The organism is Streptomyces sp. HUAS MG91 (genome assembly GCF_040529335.1).
GTDB classification, from domain to species: Bacteria; Actinomycetota; Actinomycetes; order Streptomycetales; family Streptomycetaceae; genus Streptomyces; species Streptomyces tabacisoli.
The window spans coordinates 6,799,832-6,825,660 of the sequence record NZ_CP159534.1 but is presented as its reverse complement, the minus strand read 5'-3'; the positions used below and the strand labels follow the sequence as shown (position 1 = coordinate 6,825,660).

Below are 25,829 nucleotides of genomic sequence, written 5' to 3'. Positions count from 1 at the left end.
GGTGCTCCGGAGACGGGGTGAGCCATGACCAGACCGCCGACCGCCGCGCAGCGACGCGTCATCGAGGCCGCCGAGCCGGAGACCGGCCGGATCACCGGGACCGGGCCCCAGCTCGCGCGGCTCGTCGCGCTGCGCCTCGCGTTCCGGCATCCCCGGCCGCCGCACGACCACTTCCTGACCCCGGCGGGCCACCGGATCCGCGAGGCCGCCGGCGCGGCGCCGGCGCCCGAGCCGCACCCGGAGCCCGGCCCGGGGCCCTCCGCGCCGGGCGGGGTCTTCACGGCGCGGCTGGGCGGCGAGCCGGACGCCGTCGCCACGCCCGCGCGGGCGCGCGAGGTGCGCACGGCGTGGCAGGGCCTGCTGGAGATACGCCGGATGACGCACCCGGACGGCGCGACGGACCGGCCGTGCGCGTGGGAGCGGGGCCGCCTCGCGCACTCCGCGGCGCTCGCCCTGGAGGCGGCGGGATGCGTCCCGGCGACCGGGACGACGCCCGGCTACCGCGTGACGGACACCCCGCAGCCCGAGGCCGTCGCCGTCCGGCACCCGGAGCCCGCCGCCCTCGCGGCCTGCGCGGAGGCGCTCCGGCGGGCGGGCTGGCAGGTGAGCGAGCACGCGGAGGCGCGCGGGGGCCGCTGTCTGCTGGCTTCACCGAGGCGGGCCTGAGGCGGTGTGCCGCGCGGAATGCCGTGCCGTACCGCCCTGTTGAACCCGTCGACCCGGCCTGAGCGCGCGCTCAGGCCGGCCCACCTCCAGGTTCACCTGGATCATCGAGAGGAACATCGTGGCAGAGCCGTTCTCCGTCCGGGTCGAGGTACGCGGGTACGAGACCGACACCCAGGGCCATCTCAACCAGGCGGTGTACCTGCAGTACGCGGAGCACGCGCGCTGGGCGATGCTGCGGGACGCCGGCATCGAGCAGCACGATCTGCTCGCGCGGCGCGTGGGCCCCGTCGTCCTGGAGACGACCATCCGCTATCTGCGGGAGCTGCGCGCAGGTGACTCCGTGGACGTGGGATGCGTCTTCGAGTGGGGCGAGGGCAAGACGTTCCGCGTGCTCCAGGAGATCAGGAAGACCGACGGCACCCTGTCGGCCGAGATCACGGGCGTGGGCGGCGTGCTGGACCTGGACCGCCGCAAGCTGGTGGCGGACCCCAGGGAGATCTTCAAGGAGCTGGCGAAGGACCCCGGCGCCTTCGGCCTGTAAACGCCCCCGCCAGACCCGGCCAGACCCGATCAGAACCTGCCGGACCCCACCGGACCTCACCGGCCCCCGCCGCGCACCGACGACCGCCCGGCGCGCACGCCTCTCCGTGCGCGCGGGCCGCCGTCCGACGGCCGCCCCTCCCCCTCCTCGCGCCCAGCACGGCGCCAACTGCCCCCACCCAAGGCTGTCTTGACGGGTATACGTCACGCCCAATTTCTGGTAGGAAACCTTCCTAACAGTCGATGGAACGACGAACTCCCCTCAGGAGGACCCGTGCCCACCCCCCACATACGCACATCCCGCCCCTCTCGTCGCACCATGCTCACCCTCCTCGGCGCCACGGTCGTCGCGGCCCCGCTCCTGACCACCCGGCTCGCCGGCGCGGCCCCCGCCGCCACCGGGCTCGACGACCCGGCGAAGAAGGAGATCGCCATGAAGCTGGTGTCGAGCGCGGAGAACTCCTCGCTCGACTGGAAGGCCCAGTACAAGTACATCGAGGACATCGGCGACGGCCGCGGCTACACCGCCGGGATCATCGGTTTCTGTTCCGGCACCGGCGACATGCTCGACCTGGTCGAGCTGTACGCGCAGCGCAAGCCCGGCAACGTCCTCGCCAAGTACCTGCCCGCGCTGCGGAACGTGGACGGCAGCGACTCGCACGACGGCCTGGACCCGAACTTCCCGAAGGACTGGGCGAAGGCGGCCCAGGACTCGGCGTTCCAGCAGGCGCAGAACGACGAGCGCGACCGGGTGTACTTCAACCCGGCGGTCAAGCAGGGCAAGGCCGACGGGGTCGGCACGCTCGGGCAGTTCGCGTACTACGACGCCATCGTGATGCACGGCGGCGGCAGCGACCCGACGAGCTTCGGCGGCATCCGCAAGCGCGCGCTCGGCAAGGCGAAGCCGCCCGCGCAGGGCGGCAACGAGACCACCTGGCTCAACGCGTTCCTCGACGCGCGCGTGTGGGCGATGAAGCAGGAGGAGGCACACAGCGACACCAGCCGCGTCGACACCGCCCAGCGCGTGTTCCTGCAGAAGGGCAACCTCAACCTGGACCCGCCGCTGGACTGGAAGGTGTACGGGGACAGCTACCACATCGGATGACCGGGGCCTCCCCGTGACAGCGCCGCGCCGCCCCCGGTTCTCGGGGGCGGCGTCGGCCGTGCGGGGCGGCGGGGGGTCAGTGGGCCGCGGCGGACGTGGTGCGCTGCTCCGCGATCGCCCCTCCCGACTCCATCGGGGCCGTCACGTCGTCCGCGTCGCGTCCGCGGCCCAGGTGGTTGAAGACCAGGTTGAGCAGGACGGCCGCGACGCAGCCGGTGGAGATGCCCGAGTCCAGGATGATCTTCGCGCGCTCCGGGAAGGCGTGGTAGAACTCCGGCGCCGCGATGGGGATCAGGCCCACGGCGAGCGAGACGGCCACGATGAGGACGTTGTTGTCCTTGTCCAGGCCCGCCTTGACCAGGGTCTGGATACCGCTGGCGGCGACCGAGCCGAACAGGACGACGCCCGCGCCGCCGAGGACCGGGCGGGGCACGACCGCGATCAGCGACGCGGCCATCGGGCACAGGCCCATCAGGACGAGGAAGCCGCCACCGACCGCGACCACGAACCGGCTGCGGATCCTGGTCATCGCCACCAGGCCGATGTTCTGGGCGAAGGCGCTGCACATGAAGCCGTTGAAGACCGGGCTGATCGCCGTGCCGAGGGTGTCGGCGCGCAGACCGGCCGCGATCGTCTTCTCGTCCGCGGGACGGTCCACGATCTCGCCGAGCGCGAGCATGTCGGCGGTCGACTCCGTCATCGACACGACCATGACGACGATCATCGACACGATGGCCGCGCCCGCGAACTGCGGGGCGCCGAAGTGGAACGGGGTCGGGAAGCCGACGACGTCCGCGTCCCCGATCGGCGAGAAGTCCGTGACGCCGAACGGAATAGCGACGACCGTGCCGACGACCAGGCCGAGCAGGACCGCGATCTGCTTGACGAAGCCGGTGGTGAAGCGGCGCAGCAGCAGCACGATGACGAGGGTGATCCCGGCGAGGGCCAGGTTCTTCATGGAGCCGTAGTCGGAGGCCTTGGCGTCGGGCCCCTGGGCCCAGCCGAAGGCGACCGGCATCAGCGAGATGCCGATGAGCGTGATGACCGTACCCGTGACGACCGGCGGGAAGAAACGAATCGCCTTGGAGAAGAAGGGCGCCGCGACGAAGCCGAGGAGACCCGCGACGATCACCGCGCCGAAGATGATCGGCAGGGCGTCGTCCTTGTCCTTCGTCGAGTCGACGACGGCGAGCATCGGGGCGACGCCCGCGAACGTCACGCCGTTGACGAAGGGCAGCCGGGCGCCGATCTTCCAGATGCCGAGCGTCTGGAGGAAGGTGGCGAGGCCGGCCGTGAAGAGGCAGGCGCCGGTCAGGAAGGTGAGTTCCTTCGCGGAGAGGCCTATGTAGGCGCCGACGATGAGCGGGGGCGCGACCACGCCCGCGTACATGGCGGCCACGTGCTGAAGACCGGTCGTCGCCATCTTCAGCGGGGGCAGGGTCTCGTCGACCGGATGTTTGGTATGCCCCGCGTCCTGTTCGGCGGGGGTGGTGCCTTGCTTGGTGAACCTGGGCTTCGTCGCCACTGCGGCTCCTCCGGTTGTTTTCCAGTCCCGGCGGGCCGCCGGCACTTTTCGCTTCTGGGAGGTGGTGCAAGGTGGTGCTGGTCGGACTCGTATGAAGTTGTGGTGCGCCCAGGCAGTGCTGACCGCCCCGGGGACGTGAAGTTGTGGGCCACGTTCCGGGGCGGCACCCGAACTGCCCGCTCGGCAGCTCGGGTCCGGCCGGGGACCGTCCTCCCCGGCCGGAGATCAGGGGTTGTCGAACCGTCAGGCCCGCGCGGCGATCCGCGCCAGGCGCTGTGCCTCGTCCCGCGTGGAGCGGGCGATGGCGTCCTCGTCGACGTGCAGGAGGCGGCTGTCCTCCACCACCGGTACGCCGTTGACGAGGGAGAGGGTGACCGGGGCGGCCGCGCCGAAGACGAGCGCGGTGACCGGGTCGAGGATGGAGGAGTGGGCGAGGGTGTCCATCTTCCACAGCACGAGGTCGGCGAGCTTGCCGGTTTCCAGCGAGCCGATCTCCCCGGCCCTGCCCAGCACTTGGGCGCCGCCGTACGTGCCGAGGCGCAGCGCCTGACGGGCGTTCAGGGCGGCCTCGCGGTGGGCGCCGAGGCGGTTGATCAGGAGCGCGTTGCGCAGTTCGGTGTGGAGCTCGCCGGACTCGTTGGAGGCGGTGCCGTCGACGCCGAGGCCGACCGGGACACCGGCGGCGAGCATGTCGGGGACGCGGGCGATGCCGGCGGCGAGGCGGGCGTTGGAGGACGGGCAGTGCGCGACGCCCGTCTTCGTCCGGCCGAACGCGGCGATGTCGGAGTCGTTCATGTGGACGCTGTGCGCCATCCACACGTCCTCACCGAGCCAGCCCGTGGACTCGAAGTAGTCGGTCGGGCCCATGCCGAACAGCTCGTGGCAGAACTTCTCCTCCTCGACCGTCTCGCTCCCGTGGGTGTGCAGCCGTACGCCGAGCCGGCGCGCCAACTCGGCGCCCTGCTTGAGGAGTTCGGTGGAGACGGAGAAGGGCGAGCAGGGGGCGACGGCCACCTGGGTCATCGCGCCGAAGGAGGCGTCGTGGTGCTTCTTGACGGTCTCCTCGGTCGCGGCGAGTGCGCCTTCGAGGGTCTCGACGGCGAAGTCCGGCGGCAGGCCGCCGTCCTTCTCGCTGCGGTCCATGGAGCCGCGGGCCAGGGTGAAGCGCACGCCCATCTCGGAGGCGGCGCGGATGATCGACCCGGAGAGGTCGCCCGAGCCCTGCGGGAACACGTAGTGGTGGTCCATCGCGGTGGTCACACCGCCGCGGGCCATCATCGCGAGGGAGCCCTGCGCCGCCGCGTACGTCATCTGCTCGTCGATGCGCGCCCAGGTCGGGTACAGCGCCACCAGCCAGTTGAACAGGTTGTGGTCCGTCGCCAGACCGCGGGTGATCCACTGGTAGAAGTGGTGGTGCGTGTTGACCAGGCCGGGCGTGGCGAGGTGGCCGGTGCCGTCGACGCGGCGGACGACGTTCTCCAGGCCCTCGGGCGCGCCGCCCGCGCCGATGGACTCGATGACGTTGCCCGCGACGACGATGTGGCCCGAGGCGTACTCGGTGTCCTGGGCGTCGACCGTCGCGATGGCGACGTTCTCGATGACGATGCGGTCTGCCGAAGAAGGTGCCATGGTGCTTCCTTCATTTCGTGAGTGGCGATTGGGCACGGCAGGACCCTAGGAGGATTTGAGTGCCGCAGCCGCGTTGGCGCTGCTACGGGTGCCGAGATGGTGGAAGAAGAGGTTCAGCGAGACGGCGACGAGCGCGCCGGCGCTGATGCCGGAGCCGAGCACGGTCTGCGCCCAGGCCGGGAAGTCGGCGTAGAAGGTGGGCGCGGCGAGCGGGATGATGCCCGCGCCGAGCGAGACGGCCACCAGGATGATGTTGGAGCTGTCGTCGAGGCCCGCCTCGGAGAGCGTACGGATGCCGCTGACGGCGATGGAGCCGAAGAGGACGATGCCCGCGCCGCCGAGGACCGGCATGGGGACCATCGAGACGACCGCGCCGAGCACCGGGAAGGCGCCGAGGATCAGCAGGGCGCCGCCCGCGACGGCGACGACGTACCGGCTGCGCACCTTGGTGAGCGAGACGACGCCGACGTTCTGCGCGAAGGCGGAGGTGGGGAAGCCGCCGAAGACCGGGCCGAGGAAGGTGGCGATGCCGTCGGTGCGCAGGCCGCGGGTGATGGTCCGCCCGTCGCAGTCGCGCTCGCAGATCTCGCCGATGGCCAGCATGCCGGCGCTCGACTCGGTCATCAGCACGAGCATGACGAGGCAGAGCGAGACGATCGCGGCGGGCTGGAACTCTGGGGTGCCGAAGGCGAACGGGGTCGGCACGGCCGCGATCGGCGCCGACCTGATGGAGCTGAAGTCCGCCATGCCGAACGGGATCGCGGCGAGCGTTCCGATCAACAGGCCGAAGAGCAGGGCGACTTGCTTGACGAAGCCCTTGCCGAAGCGCTGGATCAGCAGGATGACGACGAGGGTGAAGGCGGCGAGCGCGAGATAGCGCATGTCGCCGTAGTCGGCGGCGGTCTTGTCGCCGCCCTGGGCCCAGCCGACGGGTACGGGCATCAGGGTCACGCCGATGAGGGTGATGACGACGCCGGTGACGAGCGGCGGGAAGAAGCGCAGGAGCCGTCCGAAGAAGGGTCCGATGGCGAGGCAGAAGACGCCCGCGACCATCACCGCCCCGTAGATGGCGGGCAGTTGGTCGCCCTGGGCGTTGGTCTCGGCGATGGCGAGCATGGGTGCGATGCCCGCCGAGGACGCGGCGTTGACGAACGGCAGCCGGTTGCCGACGAAGCCCTTGACGCCGAGCGTCTGGAGCAGGGTGGCCACTCCGGCGATGAGCAGCGACGCGGCGATCAGCCGCGTCTGGCCGGCGGTGTCGAGGTGGACGGCCTGGCCGATGATGAGCGGAGGGGTGACGACGCCGGCGTACATGGCGGCGATGTGCTGGAGAGCGGCGGGGACGAGCCGCGAGGCGTGGAGCTTTTCGTCCACCGGGTGCACCTTGGTGACTTCGATGGTGCCGTCCGGCAGGGGGGTGGAACACGGGCCTTCAGCCGGCCCCTTTGCGGGCGTTGCCATGTTGTTCCCTCCGGGAGGGGGTGCCCCCGCCGACTGCGGGTGGGCGGGGGCACGCCTCACAAGGACTCACAAGGACATGACGATGACCTCAGAGGTTGGTCATGTCGGTCGGGATGCGCTGCTCGGCGCCGTCCCGCAGGATGGTGGCCTCGATCAGGCCGTAGGGACGGTCGGCGGCCCAGTAGACGGCCCCGTCCTTCGCGTCGTTCTCCAGGCCGAAGGCCGAGAGGTCCTGGCGGAAGTGGTGCTTGTTCGGCGCGGAGAAGCGGATCTCGTCGATCTCGCCGCGGTTGTTGATGACGCGCGAACCCATCTGGAAGAGGGTCTGCTGCAGCGACAGCGAGTACGTCTCGACGAAGGCCTGGAGGATGTGCTTCTTGGCCTGCTCGTAGGACTTGTTCCACTGAGGCGTGCGCTCACCCTCGGTGCCCGTCCAGTTGTGGCGCCACCAGGTCGACAGCGACGTGGCGAGGATGCGGTCGTAGTCCTCCTGGAGCGTCGTGTACTTGTCCTTGATGTAGCCCCAGAACTCGGAGTTCGTGGTGTTCATGACGGTCAGGTCCTTGAGACCGGACAGCACCTCGAACTTCTCGCCGTCATAGGTGACCTGGACCAGCCGCACTTCCTGGCCCTTGCGGACGAAGGAGTGCTGGACCTCGTCGGCACCGATGAAGTTGGAGCCCGCGTCGGAGCCGGCGATGCGCTCCCAGGAGTACTCCTCGATGCGGATGCGCGACCGGTGGATGGACGGCTGGCTGTCGACGAAGTGCCGGGCCAGCTCGATGCCGTACTGCTCGGCCGACTCGATGCCGTGTTCCTTGGCGAAGGCGAAGCAGGTGTTCTTGGTGGTGTCGGTCGGCAGGCAGTTGGCGTTCGACCCGGTGAGGTGGACGTCGGAGAGGTCACCGCTGAGGGCGACCGAGACGTTCAGGTCCTTGATGTGGTGAGTGTCGCCGTCCCGCGTGATCTTTACGACTCGGTTCTCGGCCTTGCCGTACTGGTTCTGTCCCAGGATCGTGGGCATGTCTGCTAGCTCCCTCGGTAAACGGAGTAGCCGAACGGGTTGAGCAGCAGCGGTACGTGGTAGTGCTCGCCCGGCACGACGGCGAACGTGATCGCCACCTCCGGGAAGAACGCTCCGGTCGCACCGCTGTCCCGATTCGCGGGGGCGTCCTGCTGCGCATCGGCTTGCTTCTTGTCGAAATACTCTTCCGTCTCGAAGTCGAGTCGGACGTGAGTGGTGCCCTCCGGCAGGGCCGGAAGGTCCTTGCAGCGCCCGTCCGCGTCGGTGGCCGAACCGCCGAGCGCCACCCAGGCGGCGCCCGAACCGGCGCGTGCCGCAAGGGAGATGGCGACGCCCTCGGCGGGGCGTCCGATGCTGGTGTCCAGGATGTGCGTGGACACCGACGCCGTGGTCTCGGTGCTCATCAGGTGTTGTCCCCTTCTTCTGCGAGGCGGGTGAGGCGGATGCGGTTGATCTTGCCCAGTTCGGTGCGGACGATCGCCCGCTCCTGGTCGGGCGTGTTCGCGATGCGCGCCTTGAGCGCCTCGAGCATCTGCTCGCCGGTGGCTCCGGTGGCGCAGATGAGGAAGACATGTCCGAACCGGTCCTGGTAGGCCAGGTTCAGTTCGAGCATCTCCGCCTTGAGCTCCTCGGAGGCCCCGGCCATGCCGCGCTGCTCGCGCGAGGAGGTCGGGTCGCCGGGCTTCGGGCGGCCGATCGGCGGGTGCCCCGCCATCGCCTCGGCGAGGTCGTCGGCGGTCAGCTCGGCCGTCGCGGCGTCGCTGGCCTCGAAGAGGGCCTCTACGGTGGCGAAGGGACGCTGGGCGAGCAGCTTGCTCCCCCACGCCGATGAAGCACACACCTCGTGGAGCTCGGCCTGGGCCGCGCTCTCGTCCGAGGCGTTGAACCGGGTCAGTCCCGGCGTGGTACCTGAAGTCACGGGATGCCTCCGTGGCCTTGTGCTGGACGGGCTGCGGATAGCTAACGCCCTCGGAAACACCGCGTCAACACTTTGTTGAAAACTTGGAGTTACAAAAACCGCCGTCCGATAGTCGGACGGCGGTTCGGGAAGCGGAGAATCCGTGCAGGTCAGGTGGCCTTCTCGCGATTGAGGTAGTTGTACACGGTGAAGCGCGAGACACCGAGGGCGCCGGCCACGGTCTCCACCCCGTGCCGCACGGAGAACGCGCCGCGCGCCTCGAGCACGCGCACGACCTCCTGCTTCTCCTTGCGGTCGAGGTCGGCCAGCGGCCTGCCCCGCTTGCGTTCCATGGCGGCCAGGATGTGATCGAGGGAGTCGGCCAGCTGGGGCAGCCGGACGGCCAGCACGTCCACGCCCTCCCAGCTCAGCACGACGTCGTCCTTGCCTGCCGCCTGCGGCGGCATCATCTCGCCCCCCATGGCGTCGACGAGCGGCTTGACCGCCCGGACGAAGGGGTCGGCGGCATCGTCAGCGGGACCGGTCACTTATCGCCCTCCCCGGGCTCGTCGCCGATCACATTCACCTGGAGCGAGACCCGGGTGGCCCCGGCGGCGAGCGCCTTGCGCAGCAGCGCGTCGACGGCGGTCAGCACGCCGTCGGACTCCCCCTCGGCGGTGTTGCCGAACGGGCCGACGTCCACCGCGTCCAGGTCGGCCCCCTCCAGGACGTCCCGGGCGACCACCGCGTGCGGCGGCGCCTCGTCGAGGTCGAAGGGCTCGGTCGTGAACTCCACTCTCAATCGCACGCGCTCAACCTAACGCCGTCGGCGGTTTTTCCGGCAGCCCCTCTTGACAGCCACCGCACCCCGCAGGCAGTCTTCCATCAAGCAGAAACGAACTTCCGCAATACGGAATAACTACGGAAGGGAGCGCCGACCCCCATGGGATTCGCAGACCAGCGCTTCAACGTCAACCTGTCGATCCTCTTCACGGAACTCCCGCTCCTGGAGCGTCCCGCGGCCGCCGCCGCGGCGGGCTTCACCGCGGTCGAGCTGTGGTGGCCCTGGGTCGACGCCCCCACTCCCGCGCAGTCGGAGCTCGACGCCCTGCGCACCGCGATCACGGAGGCCGGCGTCCAGCTGACCGGCCTGAACTTCTACGCGGGCCAGCTGCCGGGCCCCGACCGGGGCGCCCTGTCGATCCCCGGCGAGGAGAGCGACAAGTTCCGCGCGAACATCGACATCGCGGCCGACTTCGCGCAGTCCCTCGGCTGCAAGGCGCTCAACGCCCTCTACGGCAACCGCATGGACGGCGTGGACCCGGCGGCGCAGGACGCGCTCGCGCTGGAGAACCTGGTGCTCGCGGCCCGCGCGGCCGACCGCGTCGGCGCCGTGCTCCTCATCGAGGCGCTCAACGCGCCGGAGTCGCCGAAGTGCCCGATCGTGAGCGCCCCCAAGGCGATCGAGATCGTGGACGAGGTGAACGCGGCGACCGGCCTCGGCAACGCCAAGTTCCTGATGGACCTGTACCACCTGTCGATGAACGGCGAGGACCTGCCGCAGGTCATCGGCGCCTACGCCGACAAGACGGCCCACGTGCAGATCGCCGACAACCCGGGCCGCGGCGCGCCGGGCACCGGCTCGCTGCCCCTCGAGGAGCTGCTCGACCAGCTGAAGAAGGCCGGCTACGAGGGCTATGTCGGCCTGGAGTACAAGCCGGGCGACCGCCCGAGCGCCGAGGCCTTCGACTGGCTCCCGCGCGAGCACCGCGCGGCCTGAGCGCCCGCCGGCCGCGCCAACTCAGCCGACTCAGCCGACTCATCGGCGTATCACCGTTTTCAGAGCCTTTGGAGTGTCACCCTCATGAGCAACAACCTCCCCAAGGTCGCGTGGATCGGTCTCGGCATCATGGGTTCGCCCATGTCGGAGAACCTGATCAAGGCCGGTTACGACGTCACGGGCTTCACCCTGGAGCAGGACAAGCTGGACCGGCTCGCCGCGGCCGGCGGCACGGCCGTGAAGTCGATCGCCGAGGCCGTCAAGGACGCCGACGTCATCGTCACCATGGTCCCGGCCTCCCCGCAGGTCGAGGCGATCGCCTACGGTCCCGAGGGCATCCTGGAGAACGCGCGGTCGGGCGCGCTGATCGTCGACATGTCGTCGATCACCCCGCAGACCTCGGTCGACCTGGCGAAGAACGCCAAGGAGAAGGGCATCCGCGTCATCGACGCGCCCGTCTCCGGCGGCGAGGCCGGCGCCATCGAGGCCGTGCTGTCCATCATGGTCGGCGGCGAGCAGGCCGACTTCGACGAGGCGAAGCCGCTCCTGGACGCCCTCGGCAAGACCATCGTGCTGTGCGGTCCGCACGGCTCGGGCCAGACCGTGAAGGCCGCCAACCAGCTGATCGTCGCCGTGAACATCCAGGCGTGCGCCGAGGCCGTGGTCTTCCTGGAGAAGTCCGGCGTGGACCTGACGGCCGCGCTCGACGTCCTCAACGGCGGGCTCGCCGGCTCCACCGTGCTGACCCGCAAGAAGGACAACTTCCTCAACCGGGATTTCAAGCCGGGCTTCCGCATCGACCTGCACCACAAGGACATGGGCATCGTCACCGACGCCGCCCGCAATGTCGGCGCGGCCCTGCCGGTCGGCGCCGTGGTCGCCCAGCTGGTCGCCTCGCTGCGCGCCCAGGGTGACGGCGGCCTCGACCACTCCGCCCTGCTGCGCGCCGTCGAGCGCCTCTCCGGCAACCAGGTGGCCTGACCCCCAAGACTTCCGGGCCGTGGCGGCGCTGACACCTGTCCTGTCGCGCCCAGGCGTCGCCGCGGCCCGGAACCCTGCATGCTCAACTGTTCAACAAAATGTTGAACAAGCTCCGTCGATAACTTCAACAAACTGTTGACGTAGCAGTTCAGGGGTACCTACGCTCCCCCACATCGCAGCCATCGTCAGCAGCCATTGCACGGAAGGTCGCCTCGAAACAATGCCGAAGCGTGTGCTCACGACCGAGTCCGGCGCCCCAGTCGCCGACAACCAGAACTCCGCCACCGCAGGCGTCGGCGGCCCGATCCTGCTCCAGGACCAGCACCTCCTGGAGAAGCTCGCCCGCTTCAACCGCGAGCGCATCCCGGAGCGCGTGGTGCACGCCCGCGGCTCCGGCGCCTACGGCCACTTCGAGGTGACCGACGACGTCACCGGCTTCACCCACGCGGACTTCCTGAACACGATCGGCAAGCGCACCGAGGTCTTCCTGCGCTTCTCGACCGTCGCCGACAACCTCGGCGGCGCGGACGCCGTCCGCGACCCGCGCGGCTTCGCCCTGAAGTTCTACACCGAAGAGGGCAACTACGACCTCGTCGGCAACAACACCCCGGTGTTCTTCATCAAGGACCCGCTGAAGTTCCCCGACTTCATCCACTCCCAGAAGCGCGACCCGTTCACGGGCAAGCAGGAGCCGGAGAACGTCTGGGACTTCTGGGCGCACGCCCCCGAGGCCACGCACCAGGTGACCTGGCTGATGGGCGACCGCGGCATCCCGGCCTCGTACCGGCACATGAACGGCTACGGCTCGCACACCTACCAGTGGACGAACGAGCAGGGCGAAGCCTTCTTCGTGAAGTACCACTTCAAGACGAACCAGGGCATCCGCTCGCTCTCCGCCGAGCAGGCCCAGGAGATCGTCGGCAAGGACGCCAACTCGCACCAGACGGACCTGCTCCAGGCCATCGAGCGCGGTGTGCACCCGTCCTGGACGCTCTACGTGCAGATCATGCCCGCGGCCGAGGCGGCGGACTACCGCTTCAACCCCTTCGACCTCACCAAGGTGTGGCCGCACAAGGACTACCCGCTCCAGCGCGTGGGCCGCCTGGTCCTCGACCGCAACCCGGACAACGTCTTCGCCGAGGTCGAGCAGGCCGCGTTCTCCCCGAACAACTTCGTGCCCGGCATCGGTCCCTCCCCGGACAAGATGCTCCAGGGCCGGCTGTTCGCCTACGCGGACGCGCACCGCTACCGCCTGGGCGTCAACCACACCCAGCTGCCGGTCAACGCGCCGAAGGCGACCGAGGCGGACAACTACGGCCGCGACGGCCTGATGGCGACCAACGCCTACGGCCGCGCCCGCAAGAACTACGAGCCGAACTCCTTCGACGGCCCCGTCGAGACCGGCCGCCCGCTGGCCGCGCCGTACGCCGTCGCCGGGTACACGGGCACGCACGAGGCCCCGGCCCACACCAAGGACGACGACTTCTTCCAGGCGGGCGAGCTGTACCGCCTGATGTCGGAGGACGAGAAGGGACGCCTGGTGGCGAACATCGCCGGCGGGCTCTCCCAGGTCTCGAACGACGACATCGTGGAGAAGAACCTCGCCCACTTCCACGCCGCCGACGCCGACTACGGCAAGCGCGTGGAGGAGGCGGTCCGCGCCCTGCGCGAGGACTGAGCCGCACCCGCCTTTCGAGGCGACGCACAGACTGCGTACGGGGACTGATGGGAGGTCAGCTCCGTACGCGCAGACCCGAACCGCTTCGGGGCCCGGATGAGGGGTGGTCCCGGAGCGGTACGGGCGGACGAGGACCGCGGCGGCCGTGCGCGCCAGTGCGGTGGTGAAGGTTCCCGGCCCCCTGTCGACCTGAGGCAGGCGGCCCGGAGACCGTTCGTACCGCCGCCGCGGTCCCAGCCACCGAAGCTCCGTCCGGTGGCGCGCATGCATGTCTCGCCAGTCGCGCGCCGTCGGACGGCCACCACTTCCCACACCGGAGCCCCCGGGTACGACGGTCCGTACCCGGGGGCTCTTTCCTGCGTGGGCTCACATGCTGACGCGGCAGTACAGCCGGTGGCCGGACGCCCGCGCCTCGCGCGCCAGCTCGGCGAACGACTCGACCAGCGCCGCCAGTTCGTCCTCGGCCTCGTCCCCGTCGAACTCCTCGGTGCGGCCCCAGGCCACCGCGGCCGACCGCAGCTCCCGCGGCCCGGCGCCGGCCAGCGCGTCCCGCAGCGCGTCCGTCAGCGTGGTCACGACGACCGCGCAGTCGCCCTCCTGCGCGACGAGGGCGCACTGGCGGGGCTGGGCCCGCACCTCCTCGTAGCCGCGGCCGGTCAGCAGGGCCTCCAGATGGGCGATCATCACGGCCGGGTCGATGCCGTTGCCGCACACCGCGCCGGGCACCTCGCCGGCGTCCAGCTGCTCCGCCGCCGCCTCGTCGTCGACTGCGCTGAAGTAGTCCATCCATGCACCCATGCGACTCCCCGCGGATCTTGGGCCGATGTCATGAACGGTAGGCCACCGCACCGACAGCACAAGCGGGCGGGCCACCGGTGTGCACCGGTGGCCCGCCCGTGGCCCTGTGGACTTCCCTTACGGCATCAGACCTTCAGCGGCCGGATCGACGTGGGCGCGTGGCCCGGCTCCGTCGCGATCTCCTCGAACTCCTTGACCGCGCTGATGTCGGCCGTGGGGCTCATCGAGATGTTCGTGATGCGCTCCAGGATCGCCTCGACGACGACCGGCACCTGGTGGTCCTGGGCGAGCTTCTTGGCCCGCTCCAGCGCCTCGCCCAGCTCGTTCGGGTCGGTCACCCGGATCGCCTTGCAGCCCAGGCCCTCGGCGACCTTGACGTGGTCGACGCCGTAGACGCCCAGCTCCGGGCTGTTCTGGTTCTCGAACTCCAGGTTGACCTGGAAGTTGATGTCGAGGCCGATCTGCGCCTGGCGGATCAGGCCCAGGTAGGCGTTGTTCACCAGGACGTGGACGTACGGGATCCGGTGCTGCGCGCCGACCGCCAGCTCCTCGATCATGAACTGGAAGTCGTAGTCGCCGGAGAGGGCGACGACCTGGGTGTCCGGGTCGGCCTTGGCGACACCGAGCGCGGCCGGGATCGTCCAGCCGAGCGGGCCCGCCTGGCCGCAGTTGATCCAGTGGCGCGGCTTGTAGACGTGCAGCATCTGGGCGCCGGCGATCTGCGACAGACCGATCGTGGTGACGTACCGGGTGTCCTTGCCGAACGCCTTGTTCATCTCCTCGTAGACGCGCTGCGGCTTCATGGGGATGTCGTCGAAGTGCGTACGGCGCAGGAGGGTCTCCTTGCGCTCCAGGTGCGAGGCGACCCAGGCGGAGCGGTCGGGCAGCCTGCCCGCGGCCTTGAGCTCGCGCGCGACCTCGACGAAGAGTTCGAGGGCGGCCTTGGCGTCGGAGGTGATCCCGTAGTCCGGCGCGAAGATCTTGCCGATCTGGGTCGGCTCGATGTCGACGTGCACGAACTTCCGCTCGCCGCGGTAGACGTCGAGCTTGTAGCCGGTGTGGCGGTTGGCCCAGCGGTTGCCGATGCCGAGGACGAAGTCCGACTCCAGGAACGTGGCGTTGCCGTAGCGGTGGCCCGTCTGCTGGCCGACCATGCCCGCGTTCAGGTCGTGGTCGTCGGGGATCGTGCCCCAGCCCATGAGCGTCGGCACGACGGGCGTGTTCGTCAGCTCGGCGAACTCGACGAGCAGGTCACTCGCGTCGGCGTTGATGATGCCGCCGCCCGCGACGATCAGCGGCCGCTCGGACTCCAGGAGGAAGCCGATGGCCTTCTCGATCTGCGCGCGGGTCGCGGCCGGCTTGTAGACCGGCAGCGGCTCGTACGTGTCCGGGTCGAAGTCGATCTCGGTCTGCTGGACGTCGATCGGCAGGTCGATGAGGACCGGACCGGGACGGCCGGAGCGCATCAGGTGGAACGCCTGCTGGAAGACGCCGGGGACCTGCGCGGCCTCCAGGACCGTGACGGCCATCTTCGCGACCGGCTTGGCGATCGAGGAGATGTCGACGGCCTGGAAGTCCTCCTTGTGGATCAGGTGCGTGGGCGCCTGGCCCGTGATGCACAGGATCGGGATCGAGTCGCCGATGGCCGAGTACAGACCGGTGATCATGTCGGTGCCGGCCGGGCCGGACGTGCCGATGCAGACACCGATGTTGCCGGGGTTGGCCCGGGTGTAGCCCTCGGCCATGTGCGAGGCGCCCTCGACGTGGCGGGCGAGCGTGTGGTCGATGCCACCGCTCGCCTTGAGCTCCTTGTAGAAGGGGTTGATGGCGGCACCGGGCACGCCGAACGCGTTGCTGACGCCTTCGCGCTTGAGGATCTCAACGGCCGCGCGGGCGGCGGTCATTCGAGCCATGAGTGCTCCCGACTCCTGCGGTGACTGGCGGTCACTGTCTTGTCTGCTGGTTCTTCGGATGTCGGATTCGCGCTCCCGTCGCGCCCCGCGGCGAGCTCTGAATTCCGTCGTGCATTTCCGTATTGTGGAAACTAGCTTCTGCTATATGGAAGCAATGTAGAGGGGGGCCAGGAAGGCCGTCAAGGTGGATGATGAGACGCGAACGATCCGGAATCCTTCGGCCCACTAGGGGGTGTGATGGCCGAGCCCGTGCGCGTGCGCTGCCCGGCCTGCCCGCGCGAACACACGTACGTGCCCGCGGCACTGCCGTGCGCGTGCGGTGCGCCGGTGGCCCCGCCGCTGGTGCGCGGCGCCGCCGCCGAGGAGGTCAGCGACCACACCTGGGACGACGACTGGGTCACCCTGCGGTGCCCGGTCTGCGGCCGCCGCGACCGCTGGCCGCGGCCGGAACTGGGCTGCGACTGCGGCGCCCTGCTGCGCCTGCCGGTCCAGGACGACCAGGCGCCGCCGCCCCAGCACATACCGCTGCCGCGGACCGTGACCCCGCCCCGGCCCGCGTTCCGGCCCGTCGCCATCCGTACCGCGCGCGACGCGGTGACCGCCGTCGCGCTGTACCTGCGCTGGCTGGGCTATCCGGACGTGCGCCGCGCCGACCAGCGCCCGCCGTCCGGCATCGGACTCGCCGCGCGCGGACTCGTGGCCCAGCTGGAGCCCTCGGTGCGGCCCGCGACGGTGCGCGACGTGGAGTGCCTGTGGCTCCAGTCGATGACCGAGTCGGCGGCCTGCGTCTACTTCTCCCTCGCGGGCTACGCGGACGAGGCCCGCACCCGCGCGGACGAACTGTTGGTGCCCCTGTTCGTGCTCGACCTGACCGGGGAGCCGCAGCCGGTGAACAGCCCGGCGGACGAGATGATCGCCGGGAGCGCCTAGGGCGTGCCCGGCCGCATACTGACTCCATGATCATTCGTATCGCCGAGCCGGCCGAACTGCCCCGCCTGCGAGAGCTGGAGAGGGCCGCGGGCGAGCTGTTCCGCCCGCTCGGCATGGACGCCGTCGCCGACGACGAGCCGCCCGCGCTCGCCGACCTGGAGCGCTACCGCGCCGCCGGGCACGCCTGGGTGGCCGTCGACGACTCCGGGAGCGTGCTCGCGTACCTGATCGGCGAGACGGTGGACGGCGCCTTCCACATCGAGCAGGTCACCGTCCACCCGGACACCGCCCGGCGCGGGGTCGGCCGGGCCCTCATCGCGCATGCCGCCGAGCACTCCCACCGCAAGGGCCTGGCGGGGCTGACCCTGACGACCTTCACCGAGGTGCCGTGGAACGCCCCGTACTACGAGCGGCTCGGCTTCCGCCGTCTGACCGGGGCCGCGCTCACCCCGGGCCTGCGCCGGATCCGCGCGGCGGAGGCGGAGCTCGGCCTGGACCGGTGGCCCCGGGTGTGCATGCGGCGGGACGGCTGAACCGCGCGGCTCACCGCGGCCGGTACTCCTCGCGCAGCTCGATCTTGCGGACCTTGCCGCTGACCGTCATCGGGAACGCGTCGAGCAGCCGCAGCCGGGTCGGCACCTTGTAGTGCGCGAGCCGGTCGCGGCAGTACGCGCGCAGCTCGTCCAGGGTGAGGGGGTCCGCGGGGTCCCGCAGGATCACGCAGGCCAGGACCTCTTCCCCGTACTTCTCGTGCGGCACCCCGACCACCTGGACATCGGCGATCCTCGGATGCCCGTACAGGAACTCCTCGATCTCGCGCGGGTAGATGTTCTCGCCGCCGCGGATGATCATGTCCTTGATGCGGCCGACGATCTGCGCGTACCCGTCCTCGCGCAGCACCGCCAGGTCGCCGGTGTGCATCCAGCGTCCGGCGTCGACGACCTCGGCGGTCTTCTCCGGCTCTCCCCAGTAGCCGAGCATGACGCTGTAGCCGCGGGTGCACAGCTCGCCGGGTTCGCCGCGCGGCAGGGTGACGCCGGTGACCGGGTCGATCACCTTGACCTCGATGTGCGGCAGGACGCGGCCGACGGTGCCGGTGCGGCGCTCCAGATCGTCGTCGCGGCGGGTCTGCAGCGAGACGGGCGAGGTCTCGGTCATGCCGTAGCAGATGGAGACCTCGGCCATGTGCATCTCGGCGACGACCCGCTTCATCACCTCCACGGGACACGGCGAGCCCGCCATGATCCCGGTGCGCAGGCTCGACAGGTCGTAGTCGGCGAAGTCCGGCAGGTTCAGCTCGGCGATGAACATGGTCGGCACGCCGTACAGCGAGGTGCACCGCTCCTCCTGCACGGCGCGCAGCGTGGCCGCCGGTTCGAACGACGGGGCGGGGATGACGATGCAGGCACCGTGCGAGGTGACGCCGAGGTTGCCCATCACCATCCCGAAGCAGTGGTAGAAGGGCACGGGCAGGCACACCCGGTCCTGCTCGCTGTACCCGACGGTCTCGCCCACCCAGAAGCCGTTGTTGAGGATGTTGTGGTGGGAGAGGGTGGCGCCCTTGGGGAAGCCGGTCGTGCCCGAGGTGTACTGGATGTTGACCGGGTCGTCGCAGGACAACTCGGCCTCGCGCTCGGCCAGTTGCCCGGCCGTCACCGTCTGCGCGGCCCCGACGAGCGCGTCCCAGCTGTCCTCGCCGATGAAGACGCGCTCGCGCAGCTCGGGGCAGTCGGGCGCCACCTGCCGCACGAGGTCGCGATAGTCGGTGCCCTTGTGCCCGGTCGACGCGATGAGCACGCCGACGCCCGACTGCCGCAGCACGTAGCCCAGTTCGTGCGCCCGGTAGGCCGGGTTGATGTTCACCATGATGGCGCCGATGCGCGCGGTCGCGTACTGGACGAGCACCCACTCGGGGCAGTTGACCGCCCAGATGCCGACCCGGTCCCCCTTCGCGACGCCCCGCGCGAGCAGTCCGCGCGCCAGCTCCTCGACGTCCGCGCCGAACCGGCGGTACGTCCAGCGGCGGCCGCTCGGCACGTCGACGAGCGCCTCGCGGTCGGGCCAGGCGTCGACGGCGCGCTGGAGATTGGCGCCGATGGTGTCGCCGAGCAGGGGCGTCGCACTGGTGCCGTGCGTGTACGAGAGTGCGGTCGAGGGGGCGGTCACCGGCGGTCCTCCTTGATTGCCCGGCGGGCGGGCCCCGCTCGGGCCCGCCCGGTGAGCAACCTAACCGCGCCCGCCACGAGTTCGTACCCCCTCGTCACCGGGCATTTCGCGAGTCGCGGCGGATGATCGTCTACGCTCGCGGACATGGACACCGCCGCGGACACCTTCGCCGTGACCCACCTCATCACCCGGTACGCGGAGCTGGTCGACACCGGGGACTTCGCCGGGGTCGGCGCGCTGCTGGCCGAGGCCGTGTTCATCGGCAGCGGCCCGCCGGTCGAGGGCGCCGAGGCCGTCGAGCGGATGCTCCGGGAGAGCGTGATCCTGTACGAGGACGGCACACCGCGCACCCACCACGTGACGACCAACATCGCGGTGGACGTCGACGACGCGGCCGGCACCGCCTCGGCCCGCTCCTACGTCACGGTCTTCCAGGAGCTGCCCGAGCTGCCGTTGCAGCCGGTGGCCGCGGGCCGTTACCGCGACCGCTTCGCCCGCCGCGACGGGGAGTGGCGGTTCGTCGAACGCCGGGTGCGCATCCACCTGGTGGGCGACGTGAGCCGCCACCTCCGCGGCTGACGGACGACCGTACCGACGCCGTACCTGATACGGTTTATGTGATCTGTTGTATGCGAACAGTCTGTGAGCGAGGAGTGGCAGTCGTGGCGGGTGACGACGACATCTCCGGGTGAGACCCGGATCCGGCAGGCCACCGGAGGGCGCTGAAAGAGCGCTGTGCCGGAGTGGCCGGTTCGTCGTACCCCTTTTTCCCACGTCACTCAGGGCAGAGCTCTGTCTGTCTGCCCGCTCTTCCGCGAGGTCACTTCCATGTCCGACGCCTCCATCGTCTGCTCGAACCTCTCCTTCGCCTGGCCCGACGACACCCCCGTCTTCCAGGACCTCTCCTTCACCGTCACCGCGGGCCGCACCGGTCTGGTGGCGCCCAACGGCTCCGGCAAGAGCACCCTGCTCAAGCTGATCGCGGGCGAGCTCAAGCCCACGGCCGGTTCCGTGTCGGTCGACGGCACGCTCGGCTATCTCCCGCAGAGCCTGCCGCTGACCAGCGGTCTCACGGTCTCGGAGGTGCTCGGGGTGGCCCCGGTCGTCCGGGCCATCGACGCCGTCGAGTCCGGCGACGTGAGCGAGGAGCACTTCACCACCATCGGCGACGACTGGGACATCGAGGAGCGCACCCGCGCCCAGCTCGACCGGCTCGGTCTGGCCGGGCTCGCCCTGGACCGGAGCCTGAGCACGCTCAGCGGCGGCCAGGTCGTCTCGCTGGGCCTCGCCGCCCAGCTGCTCAAGCGGCCCGACGTGCTGCTGCTCGACGAGCCGACCAACAACCTCGACCTCGCGGCCCGGCACAAGCTCTACGACGTGCTGTCCGACTTCACCGGATGTCTGCTGCTGGTCAGTCACGACCGGGCGCTGCTCGACCGCATGGAGCGCATCGCGGAACTCGGCGGCGGTGAACTGCGCCTGTACGGCGGCAACTTCACCGAGTACGAGGAGGCCGTGCGCGCCGAGCAGGAGGTGGCCGAGAAGAACGTCCGCAATGCCGCGCAGGAACTCAAGCGCGAGAAGCGGGAGTTGCAGCAGGCCCGCGAGCGCGCCGAGCGGCGCGCGAGCAACGCTTCGAAGAACCTCAAGAACGCCGGGCTGCCCAAGATCTTCGCCGGGAACATGAAGCGCGGCGCGCAGGAGGCCGCCGGCAAGTCCGGCACGATGCACGCCTCCCGGGTCAGCGACGCCAAGGCCCGGCTCGACGAGGCCGGGCGGGCCGTGCGCGACGAGCAGCGCCTCACCCTGGAACTGCCGGACACCCAGGTGCCCGCCGGGCGGAACCTCTTCATCGGCGAGGGGCTCCAGGCCCGGCACGCCGGACGGCCGGTGTTCGTGGACGGCGGCGTCGACCTGACCGTGCGCGGCCCCGAGCGGATCGCGCTGACCGGGCCCAACGGCGCGGGCAAGACCACGCTGCTGCGCCTGATCACCGGCGACCTCGCGCCGGACAGCGGGGAGATCAAGCGGGGCGACGGCCGGATCGCGTACCTGTCGCAGCGCCTCGATCTGCTGGACCCGGAGCTGACGGTGGCGGAGAACTTCGCCGCGTTCGCGCCCGAGCGGCCCGAGGCGGAGCGGATGAACCTGCTGGCCCGCTTCCTCTTCCGGGGTGCCCGCGCGCATCTGCCGGTCCGGGTGCTGTCCGGCGGCGAGCGGCTGCGCGCCACGCTGGCCTGCGTGCTGTGCGCGGAGCCCGCCCCGCACCTGCTGCTCCTCGACGAGCCGACGAACAACCTCGACCTGGTCAGCGCGGGCCAGCTGGAGAGCGCGCTCAACTCGTACCAGGGCGCGTTCATGGTGGTCAGCCACGACGAGCGGTTCCTCACCGAGATCGGGGTGAACCGCTGGCTGCGCGTGGCCGACGGCACGCTCCAGGAGAGCGGCGGCCCCGAGGTGTGACCCGCCGGTGTGCTCGATGGCCCGCGCCCGAGGCTGCCGCCCGGCGGGCCGCCCCTCGATCGCATCGGACGGTTCCCCGTGCCAAAGACCGCTCTGCTCGCCCATGACCTCGTCCGTGTCCTCGGGGACCGGCGCGTCCTCGACGGCGTCGGCCTCACCGCGTCGCCCGGCCACCGCATCGGCCTGATCGGTGAGAACGGCGTCGGCAAGTCCACCCTGCTGCGGGTGCTTGCCGGGGTGGACGCGCCCGACTCGGGAAGCGTCGAACGCCCCGACGACCTCGGCCTGCTGCACCAGGAGATGCCCTTCGACCCGGCGACCACCATCGCCGAAGTGCTGGACGAGGCCCTGCACGAGGCCCGCGAGGACCTCGCGGAGCTGGACCGGCTCGGCGCTGAGCTGGCCACTCTCCCCGAGGACTCCCCCGGCCATCAGGACCTCCTCGACGCCTACGGCCGACGGCTCGAACAGGCCCAGGACCGGGAGTCCTGGGACGCCGACCGGCGTGCGGCCCTGATGCTGGAAGGCCTCGGGCTCGGCGCGCTCGGCCACGACCGCACGCTGGGCGGACTGTCCGGCGGGCAGCGCGGCCGGCTCGCCCTGGCCGCGCTCCTCGTACGGCGGCCTTCGGCGCTGCTGCTCGACGAGCCGACGAACCACCTCGACGACGAGGCCGCCGCGTTCCTGGAGGAGCAGATCAGGGACCTGCCCGCGGCCGTGGTGATCGCCAGCCACGACCGGGCGTTCCTGGACGCCGTCTGCACCGATGTGATCGACCTCGATCCGGCGGTGGACGGCCCGGTCCGCTACGGCGGCAACTACAGCGCCTACCTGGGCGAGAAGCACGCCGAGCGGGAGCGCTGGGAGCGGCGGTGGGCCGAGGAGCAGGAGGAGCTGGTCCGGCTGCGCCACTCGGCGGGCGTGACCGCGCACCGGGTCGCGCCGGACCGGGGACCGCGCGACAACGAGAAGATGGGCTACGGCCACCGGGCGGGCCGGGTGCAGAGCCAGATCTCACGCCGGGTGCGCAACGCGACGCGGCGCCTCGACGAGCTGACCCGCACCGGGGTCGCCGAGCCGCCGAGCCCGCTGCGGTTCGCCGCCGGGGAGCTGGCCGCGGCTGCCGCGGACGATCCCCGGCCGCTGGTGGAGCTGCGGGACGTCCGGGTGCCGGGCCGGCTCGCGCCGACCGGCCTGGAGCTGGCGGCGGACGACCGGCTGCTGGTCACGGGCGGCAACGGCACGGGCAAGTCCACGCTGCTCGCCGTGGTCGCCGGGCGGCTCGCCGCCGAGGGCGAGCGGCGCGTACGGCCCGGCCTCACGGTGGGGCTGCTCGCCCAGGACACCGTGTTCGACCGCCCCGACCGGACGGTCGCGGCGGTCTACGAGTCCGGGGTGGGAGCGGCGCGGGCCGAGCGGGTGCCGCTGCTCTCGCTCGGCCTGATGCACGCGGCCGACCTGGACAAACCCGTCGGGCGGCTCTCCGTCGGGCAGCGCAGGCGGCTCGCGCTGGCGCTCCTGGTGGCCCGCCCGCCCCACCTGCTGCTGCTCGACGAGCCCACGAACCATCTCTCGCCGCGGCTGTGCGACGAGCTGGAGGAGGCCCTGGGCGGCGGCCCCGGCGCGATCGTCGTCGCGAGCCACGACCGGTGGCTGCGGCGCCGGTGGCAGGGGCGGGAGCTGCGGCTCGGGGCGTGATGCCGCCGGGCCCGGGCGGGACCGGCGGGGTCAGGTGACGTCCCGGTCGCCGGCGGGGTCAGTTGACGCCCCGGTCCCGCCCCTCCCAGTACGGCTCCCGCAGCTTGAACTTCTGGATCTTGCCCGTGGCCGTACGGGGGATGGCGTCCCGGAACTCCACGGTCGTCGGCGCCTTGTACCCGGCCACCCGCTTCTTGCAGTACGCGATGATCTCGGCCTCCGTCACCGTCGCGCCCTCCACGAGCACCACCAGGGCCTTGATCGTCTCGCCCCACTTGGCGTCCGGCACGCCGATCACCGCGACCTCGGCCACCGCCGGGTGGCTGAAGACGGTGTCCTCGACCTCGATCGACGACACGTTCTCCCCGCCCGTGATGATGACGTCCTTCTTGCGGTCGGAGATCGTGAGGTGGCCGTCCGCCGGGTCGATGGTGCCGCCGTCGCCGGTGTGGAACCAGTCGCCCTCCAGGGCCGCGGCGGTCTCCTCGGGCTTCTCCCAGTAGCCGTCGAGCACGACGTTCGACCGGGCGAGCACCTCGCCGGAGTCGGCGACGCGCAGCTTCACGCCCAGCGCGGGCACACCGGCCCGCGACTGGCGCCGGGCCCGGTCCTCCGCGGGCAGCAGGGACTCCTCCGGGCGCGCGCGGTTGAAGGTCAGCACCGGGGACGTCTCGGTGAGACCGTAGATCTGGGTGAACTCCCAGCCCAGCTCCTGCTCCACGCGCTGGATCATGCGGCTCGGCGGCGGGGCGCCCGCGCACACGATCCGCACCCGGTCGCGGCCCGGGATCGCGCCGTCCCAGCCGGCCGCCGCGTCGAGCACCGCGTTCCACACCGCGGGCGCGCCGCACATCAGCGTCACGCCGTGCTCGTCCACGCGGCGCAGGATCTCCGCGCCGTCGACCTTGCGGAGCACGACCTGCTTCATGCCGAGGCCGGCGGCGACGAACGGCATGCCCCAGCCGTTGCAGTGGAACATCGGCAGGGTGTGCATGTACACGTCCTGCTCCCAGGCGCGGGTGTGCAGGCCGAAGGTCAGCCCGTTCACCCAGATGTTGCGGTGGGTGAGCTGAACGCCCTTGGGGCGCGCGGTCGTTCCCGACGTGTAGTTGATGGTCGCGGTGGCGTCCTCGTCGGGGGCCGACCAGGGGCGCGGCTCCACCCCGAACCGCATCAGCTCGGTCTCGGTCTGCTCGCCGAGGACGAACCGGTGGGCCGTCTTGGCGTGCGCGCTGGTCTCCTGCACCTCGGGGTCGACGAGCAGCACCGACGCGCCGCTCTGCCGGACCACGTACTCGATCTCCTCGGCCTTCAGCCGGAAGTTGACCGGTACGGCGATCCGACCGCTCATCGGCACGGCGAACAGCAGTTCCAACATGCGGGCCGAGTTGTGGCTGAGCACCGCGACGCGCTCGCCCTCGCCGACCCCGAGCGCGTCGAGCCCGGCCTGCCAGGCCCGCACCCGCTCGCCCAGACGACCGTACGTGGACGTGGGCACGGGCGTGCCCGGCTGCTCGGGTTCGTCGATCACCCCGGGACTGTGGGCGAACCCCAGTTCGGCCCGGTCCAAGAAGTCGCTGATCGTCATCGGAACGCGCATCGTTCTCTCCTGCTCCCTGGGTACCCGCGGCGCCGCGGACCCGGCCCTTGCGGACCGTGTCTGACATCGTGTAGTCCGTGACGCGGATCTCACCACCCCCGAACGGGGGTGAACAGAGCACAGCAGGGAGATCGAGGGTGAGCGCGGACATCTCCGAGGCCGTGGAGCTGCGGACGGCACTGGTGCGGCTGCGCCGGAGCACCGAGCTGCCGGTCGCGTTCGGCGGGCTGACGGCGGGCCCGGGACAGGTGCGCATCGGCGAGCTGAGCGGCGCGGCGACCCATTCGCTGCGCGGTCTCGCGGTGGCCACGGGCAACGGCCTCGGCGGCAAGGCGCTCTCCCTGGCCCGGGCCTGCGCCGTCACGGACTACCACGACTCGCGGCACATCAGCCACGAGTACGACACCGCCGTCGCGGCCGAGGGCCTGCGCTCGGTCCTTGCGGTGCCCGTCGTCGTACGGCGCCGGGTACGGGGCGTGCTGTACGGGGCGCTGCGCACCGCCCAGCCGCTGGGCGACCGGGTGCTGACCGCGGCGCTCGCGGCGGCCCGTGACGTGGAACAGGCGCTGGTGGTACGCGACGAGGCGCACGAGCTGCTGTCCGCGGCGACCGCGCCGGCGGCCGAGGACAGCGGGGCGTGGGAGGAGGTGCGCGAGGCGCACGGGGCGCTGCGGGCTCTCGCCCCGAGGATCGTCGACCCGGCGCTGCGGGACGAACTCCTCGCGGTGTGCGGCCGGTTGGCGTCCGCCGGGGCGCCGCCGGAACGGGAGACGGCTCTCACGCTCGCGCCCCGCGAGGTCGATGTGCTGGCGTGCGTGGCGGCGGGCGCGACGAACGCGGTGGCGGCCGAGCGGCTCGGGCTGCGCCCGGAGACCGTCAAGGGCTATCTGCGCTCGGCGATGCGCAGGCTGGGGGCGCACACCCGGGGTGAGGCGGTGGCCCAGGCGCGGCGGGCGGGGCTGCTGCCGTAGGGC

24 protein-coding genes are annotated in these 25,829 nt (G+C 71.0%); 12 read left to right on the top strand and 12 right to left on the bottom strand.

Annotated features, from left to right (window positions below; genetic code table 11):
- The first annotated feature begins 24 nt into the window (after positions 1–24).
- From ABII15_RS30940 to ABII15_RS30930, 3 genes are all read left to right on the top strand, one after another.
- Complete coding sequence (locus ABII15_RS30940) at positions 25–666, top strand: hypothetical protein (RefSeq protein ID WP_353945565.1); 642 nt, start codon at positions 25–27, stop codon at positions 664–666.
- Between the two features lie 118 nt (positions 667–784).
- Entirely contained in the window at positions 785–1,207 is a 423-nt protein-coding gene (locus tag ABII15_RS30935) for a thioesterase family protein (RefSeq protein WP_353945564.1), read from the top strand.
- 318 nt (positions 1,208–1,525) lie between these two features.
- A complete protein-coding gene (locus tag ABII15_RS30930) occupies positions 1,526–2,311 on the top strand; it encodes a chitosanase (protein ID WP_353945563.1) in 786 nt (261 codons plus the stop codon).
- 76 nt (positions 2,312–2,387) lie between these two features.
- On the opposite strand, the gene ABII15_RS30925 is transcribed toward ABII15_RS30930, so the two are convergent.
- The 8 genes from ABII15_RS30925 to ABII15_RS30890 all read right to left on the bottom strand — a co-directional run bounded on the left by ABII15_RS30925 (position 2,388) and on the right by ABII15_RS30890 (position 9,656).
- Positions 2,388–3,734 (bottom strand): nucleobase:cation symporter-2 family protein, encoded by a 1,347-nt coding sequence (locus ABII15_RS30925; protein ID WP_353947253.1) that lies wholly within the window; start codon positions 3,732–3,734, stop codon positions 2,388–2,390.
- A 345-nt stretch (positions 3,735–4,079) separates the two neighbouring features.
- Positions 4,080–5,465 (bottom strand): 8-oxoguanine deaminase, encoded by a 1,386-nt coding sequence (locus ABII15_RS30920; protein WP_353945562.1) that lies wholly within the window; start codon positions 5,463–5,465, stop codon positions 4,080–4,082.
- 45 nt (positions 5,466–5,510) lie between these two features.
- Positions 5,511–6,926 (bottom strand): nucleobase:cation symporter-2 family protein, encoded by a 1,416-nt coding sequence (locus ABII15_RS30915; protein WP_353945561.1) that lies wholly within the window; start codon positions 6,924–6,926, stop codon positions 5,511–5,513.
- An 88-nt stretch (positions 6,927–7,014) separates the two neighbouring features.
- A complete protein-coding gene (gene pucL / locus ABII15_RS30910) occupies positions 7,015–7,950 on the bottom strand; it encodes a factor-independent urate hydroxylase (protein ID WP_353945560.1) in 936 nt (311 codons plus the stop codon).
- Positions 7,951–7,955: 5 nt separating this feature from the next.
- Positions 7,956–8,354 carry a hydroxyisourate hydrolase gene (gene uraH, locus ABII15_RS30905; RefSeq protein WP_353945559.1) on the bottom strand — a complete coding sequence of 133 codons (399 nt, stop codon included), beginning with the start codon at positions 8,352–8,354 and terminating at the stop codon, positions 7,956–7,958.
- A complete protein-coding gene (gene uraD, locus ABII15_RS30900; RefSeq protein WP_353945558.1) occupies positions 8,354–8,869 on the bottom strand; it encodes a 2-oxo-4-hydroxy-4-carboxy-5-ureidoimidazoline decarboxylase in 516 nt (171 codons plus the stop codon). Before uraD ends, uraH begins: the two co-directional genes overlap by 1 nt.
- A gap of 149 nt (positions 8,870–9,018) precedes the next feature.
- Entirely contained in the window at positions 9,019–9,330 is a 312-nt protein-coding gene (locus tag ABII15_RS30895) for a helix-turn-helix domain-containing protein (protein ID WP_353947252.1), read from the bottom strand.
- Between the two features lie 62 nt (positions 9,331–9,392).
- Positions 9,393–9,656 (bottom strand): hypothetical protein, encoded by a 264-nt coding sequence (locus tag ABII15_RS30890; RefSeq protein ID WP_353945557.1) that lies wholly within the window; start codon positions 9,654–9,656, stop codon positions 9,393–9,395.
- Between the two features lie 135 nt (positions 9,657–9,791).
- Between ABII15_RS30890 and ABII15_RS30885 the strand changes: the two genes are divergently transcribed.
- The 3 genes from ABII15_RS30885 (at position 9,792) to ABII15_RS30875 (ending at position 13,287) form a co-directional block, all read left to right on the top strand.
- Positions 9,792–10,628 (top strand): TIM barrel protein, encoded by an 837-nt coding sequence (locus ABII15_RS30885; RefSeq protein ID WP_353945556.1) that lies wholly within the window; start codon positions 9,792–9,794, stop codon positions 10,626–10,628.
- A gap of 84 nt (positions 10,629–10,712) precedes the next feature.
- Entirely contained in the window at positions 10,713–11,609 is an 897-nt protein-coding gene (locus ABII15_RS30880) for a 2-hydroxy-3-oxopropionate reductase (RefSeq protein WP_353945555.1), read from the top strand.
- Between the two features lie 220 nt (positions 11,610–11,829).
- Entirely contained in the window at positions 11,830–13,287 is a 1,458-nt protein-coding gene (locus ABII15_RS30875; RefSeq protein ID WP_353945554.1) for a catalase, read from the top strand.
- 366 nt (positions 13,288–13,653) lie between these two features.
- Here the strand turns inward: ABII15_RS30875 and ABII15_RS30870 are convergent, their stop codons facing one another.
- The gene (locus tag ABII15_RS30870) at positions 13,654–14,085 is read right to left on the bottom strand and encodes a hypothetical protein (protein ID WP_353945553.1); all 432 of its coding nucleotides are present in this window, start codon (positions 14,083–14,085) and stop codon (positions 13,654–13,656) included.
- Between the two features lie 125 nt (positions 14,086–14,210).
- Positions 14,211–15,998 (bottom strand): glyoxylate carboligase, encoded by a 1,788-nt coding sequence (gene gcl, locus ABII15_RS30865; protein WP_353945552.1) that lies wholly within the window; start codon positions 15,996–15,998, stop codon positions 14,211–14,213.
- A 237-nt stretch (positions 15,999–16,235) separates the two neighbouring features.
- Here gcl and ABII15_RS30860 point away from each other — a divergent pair, with 237 nt between their 5' ends.
- Positions 16,236–16,928, top strand: coding sequence for a hypothetical protein (locus tag ABII15_RS30860; RefSeq protein ID WP_353945551.1), 693 nt, complete (start codon positions 16,236–16,238; stop codon positions 16,926–16,928).
- A 26-nt stretch (positions 16,929–16,954) separates the two neighbouring features.
- The gene (locus ABII15_RS30855) at positions 16,955–17,461 is read left to right on the top strand and encodes a GNAT family N-acetyltransferase (protein ID WP_353945550.1); all 507 of its coding nucleotides are present in this window, start codon (positions 16,955–16,957) and stop codon (positions 17,459–17,461) included.
- A 10-nt stretch (positions 17,462–17,471) separates the two neighbouring features.
- Here the strand turns inward: ABII15_RS30855 and ABII15_RS30850 are convergent, their stop codons facing one another.
- On the bottom strand, positions 17,472–19,094 hold the full coding sequence (locus ABII15_RS30850; protein WP_353945549.1) for an AMP-binding protein: 1,623 nt from the start codon (positions 19,092–19,094) through the stop codon (positions 17,472–17,474).
- A gap of 144 nt (positions 19,095–19,238) precedes the next feature.
- On the opposite strand from ABII15_RS30850, the gene ABII15_RS30845 reads away from it, so the two are divergent.
- From ABII15_RS30845 to ABII15_RS30835, 3 genes are all read left to right on the top strand, one after another.
- Positions 19,239–19,673: a nuclear transport factor 2 family protein gene (locus ABII15_RS30845; RefSeq protein WP_353945548.1), complete on the top strand. Its 435-nt coding sequence runs from the start codon at positions 19,239–19,241 to the stop codon at positions 19,671–19,673.
- Positions 19,674–19,922: 249 nt separating this feature from the next.
- On the top strand, positions 19,923–21,557 hold the full coding sequence (gene abc-f / locus ABII15_RS30840) for a ribosomal protection-like ABC-F family protein (RefSeq protein ID WP_353945547.1): 1,635 nt from the start codon (positions 19,923–19,925) through the stop codon (positions 21,555–21,557).
- A 78-nt stretch (positions 21,558–21,635) separates the two neighbouring features.
- Positions 21,636–23,255 (top strand): ABC-F family ATP-binding cassette domain-containing protein, encoded by a 1,620-nt coding sequence (locus ABII15_RS30835; RefSeq protein ID WP_353945546.1) that lies wholly within the window; start codon positions 21,636–21,638, stop codon positions 23,253–23,255.
- Positions 23,256–23,313: 58 nt separating this feature from the next.
- On the opposite strand, the gene ABII15_RS30830 is transcribed toward ABII15_RS30835, so the two are convergent.
- A complete protein-coding gene (locus ABII15_RS30830) occupies positions 23,314–24,855 on the bottom strand; it encodes an AMP-binding protein (protein WP_353945545.1) in 1,542 nt (513 codons plus the stop codon).
- A 137-nt stretch (positions 24,856–24,992) separates the two neighbouring features.
- Between ABII15_RS30830 and ABII15_RS30825 the strand changes: the two genes are divergently transcribed.
- Complete coding sequence (locus tag ABII15_RS30825) at positions 24,993–25,826, top strand: LuxR C-terminal-related transcriptional regulator (RefSeq protein ID WP_353945544.1); 834 nt, start codon at positions 24,993–24,995, stop codon at positions 25,824–25,826.
- The last annotated feature ends 3 nt before the right edge of the window (positions 25,827–25,829 follow it).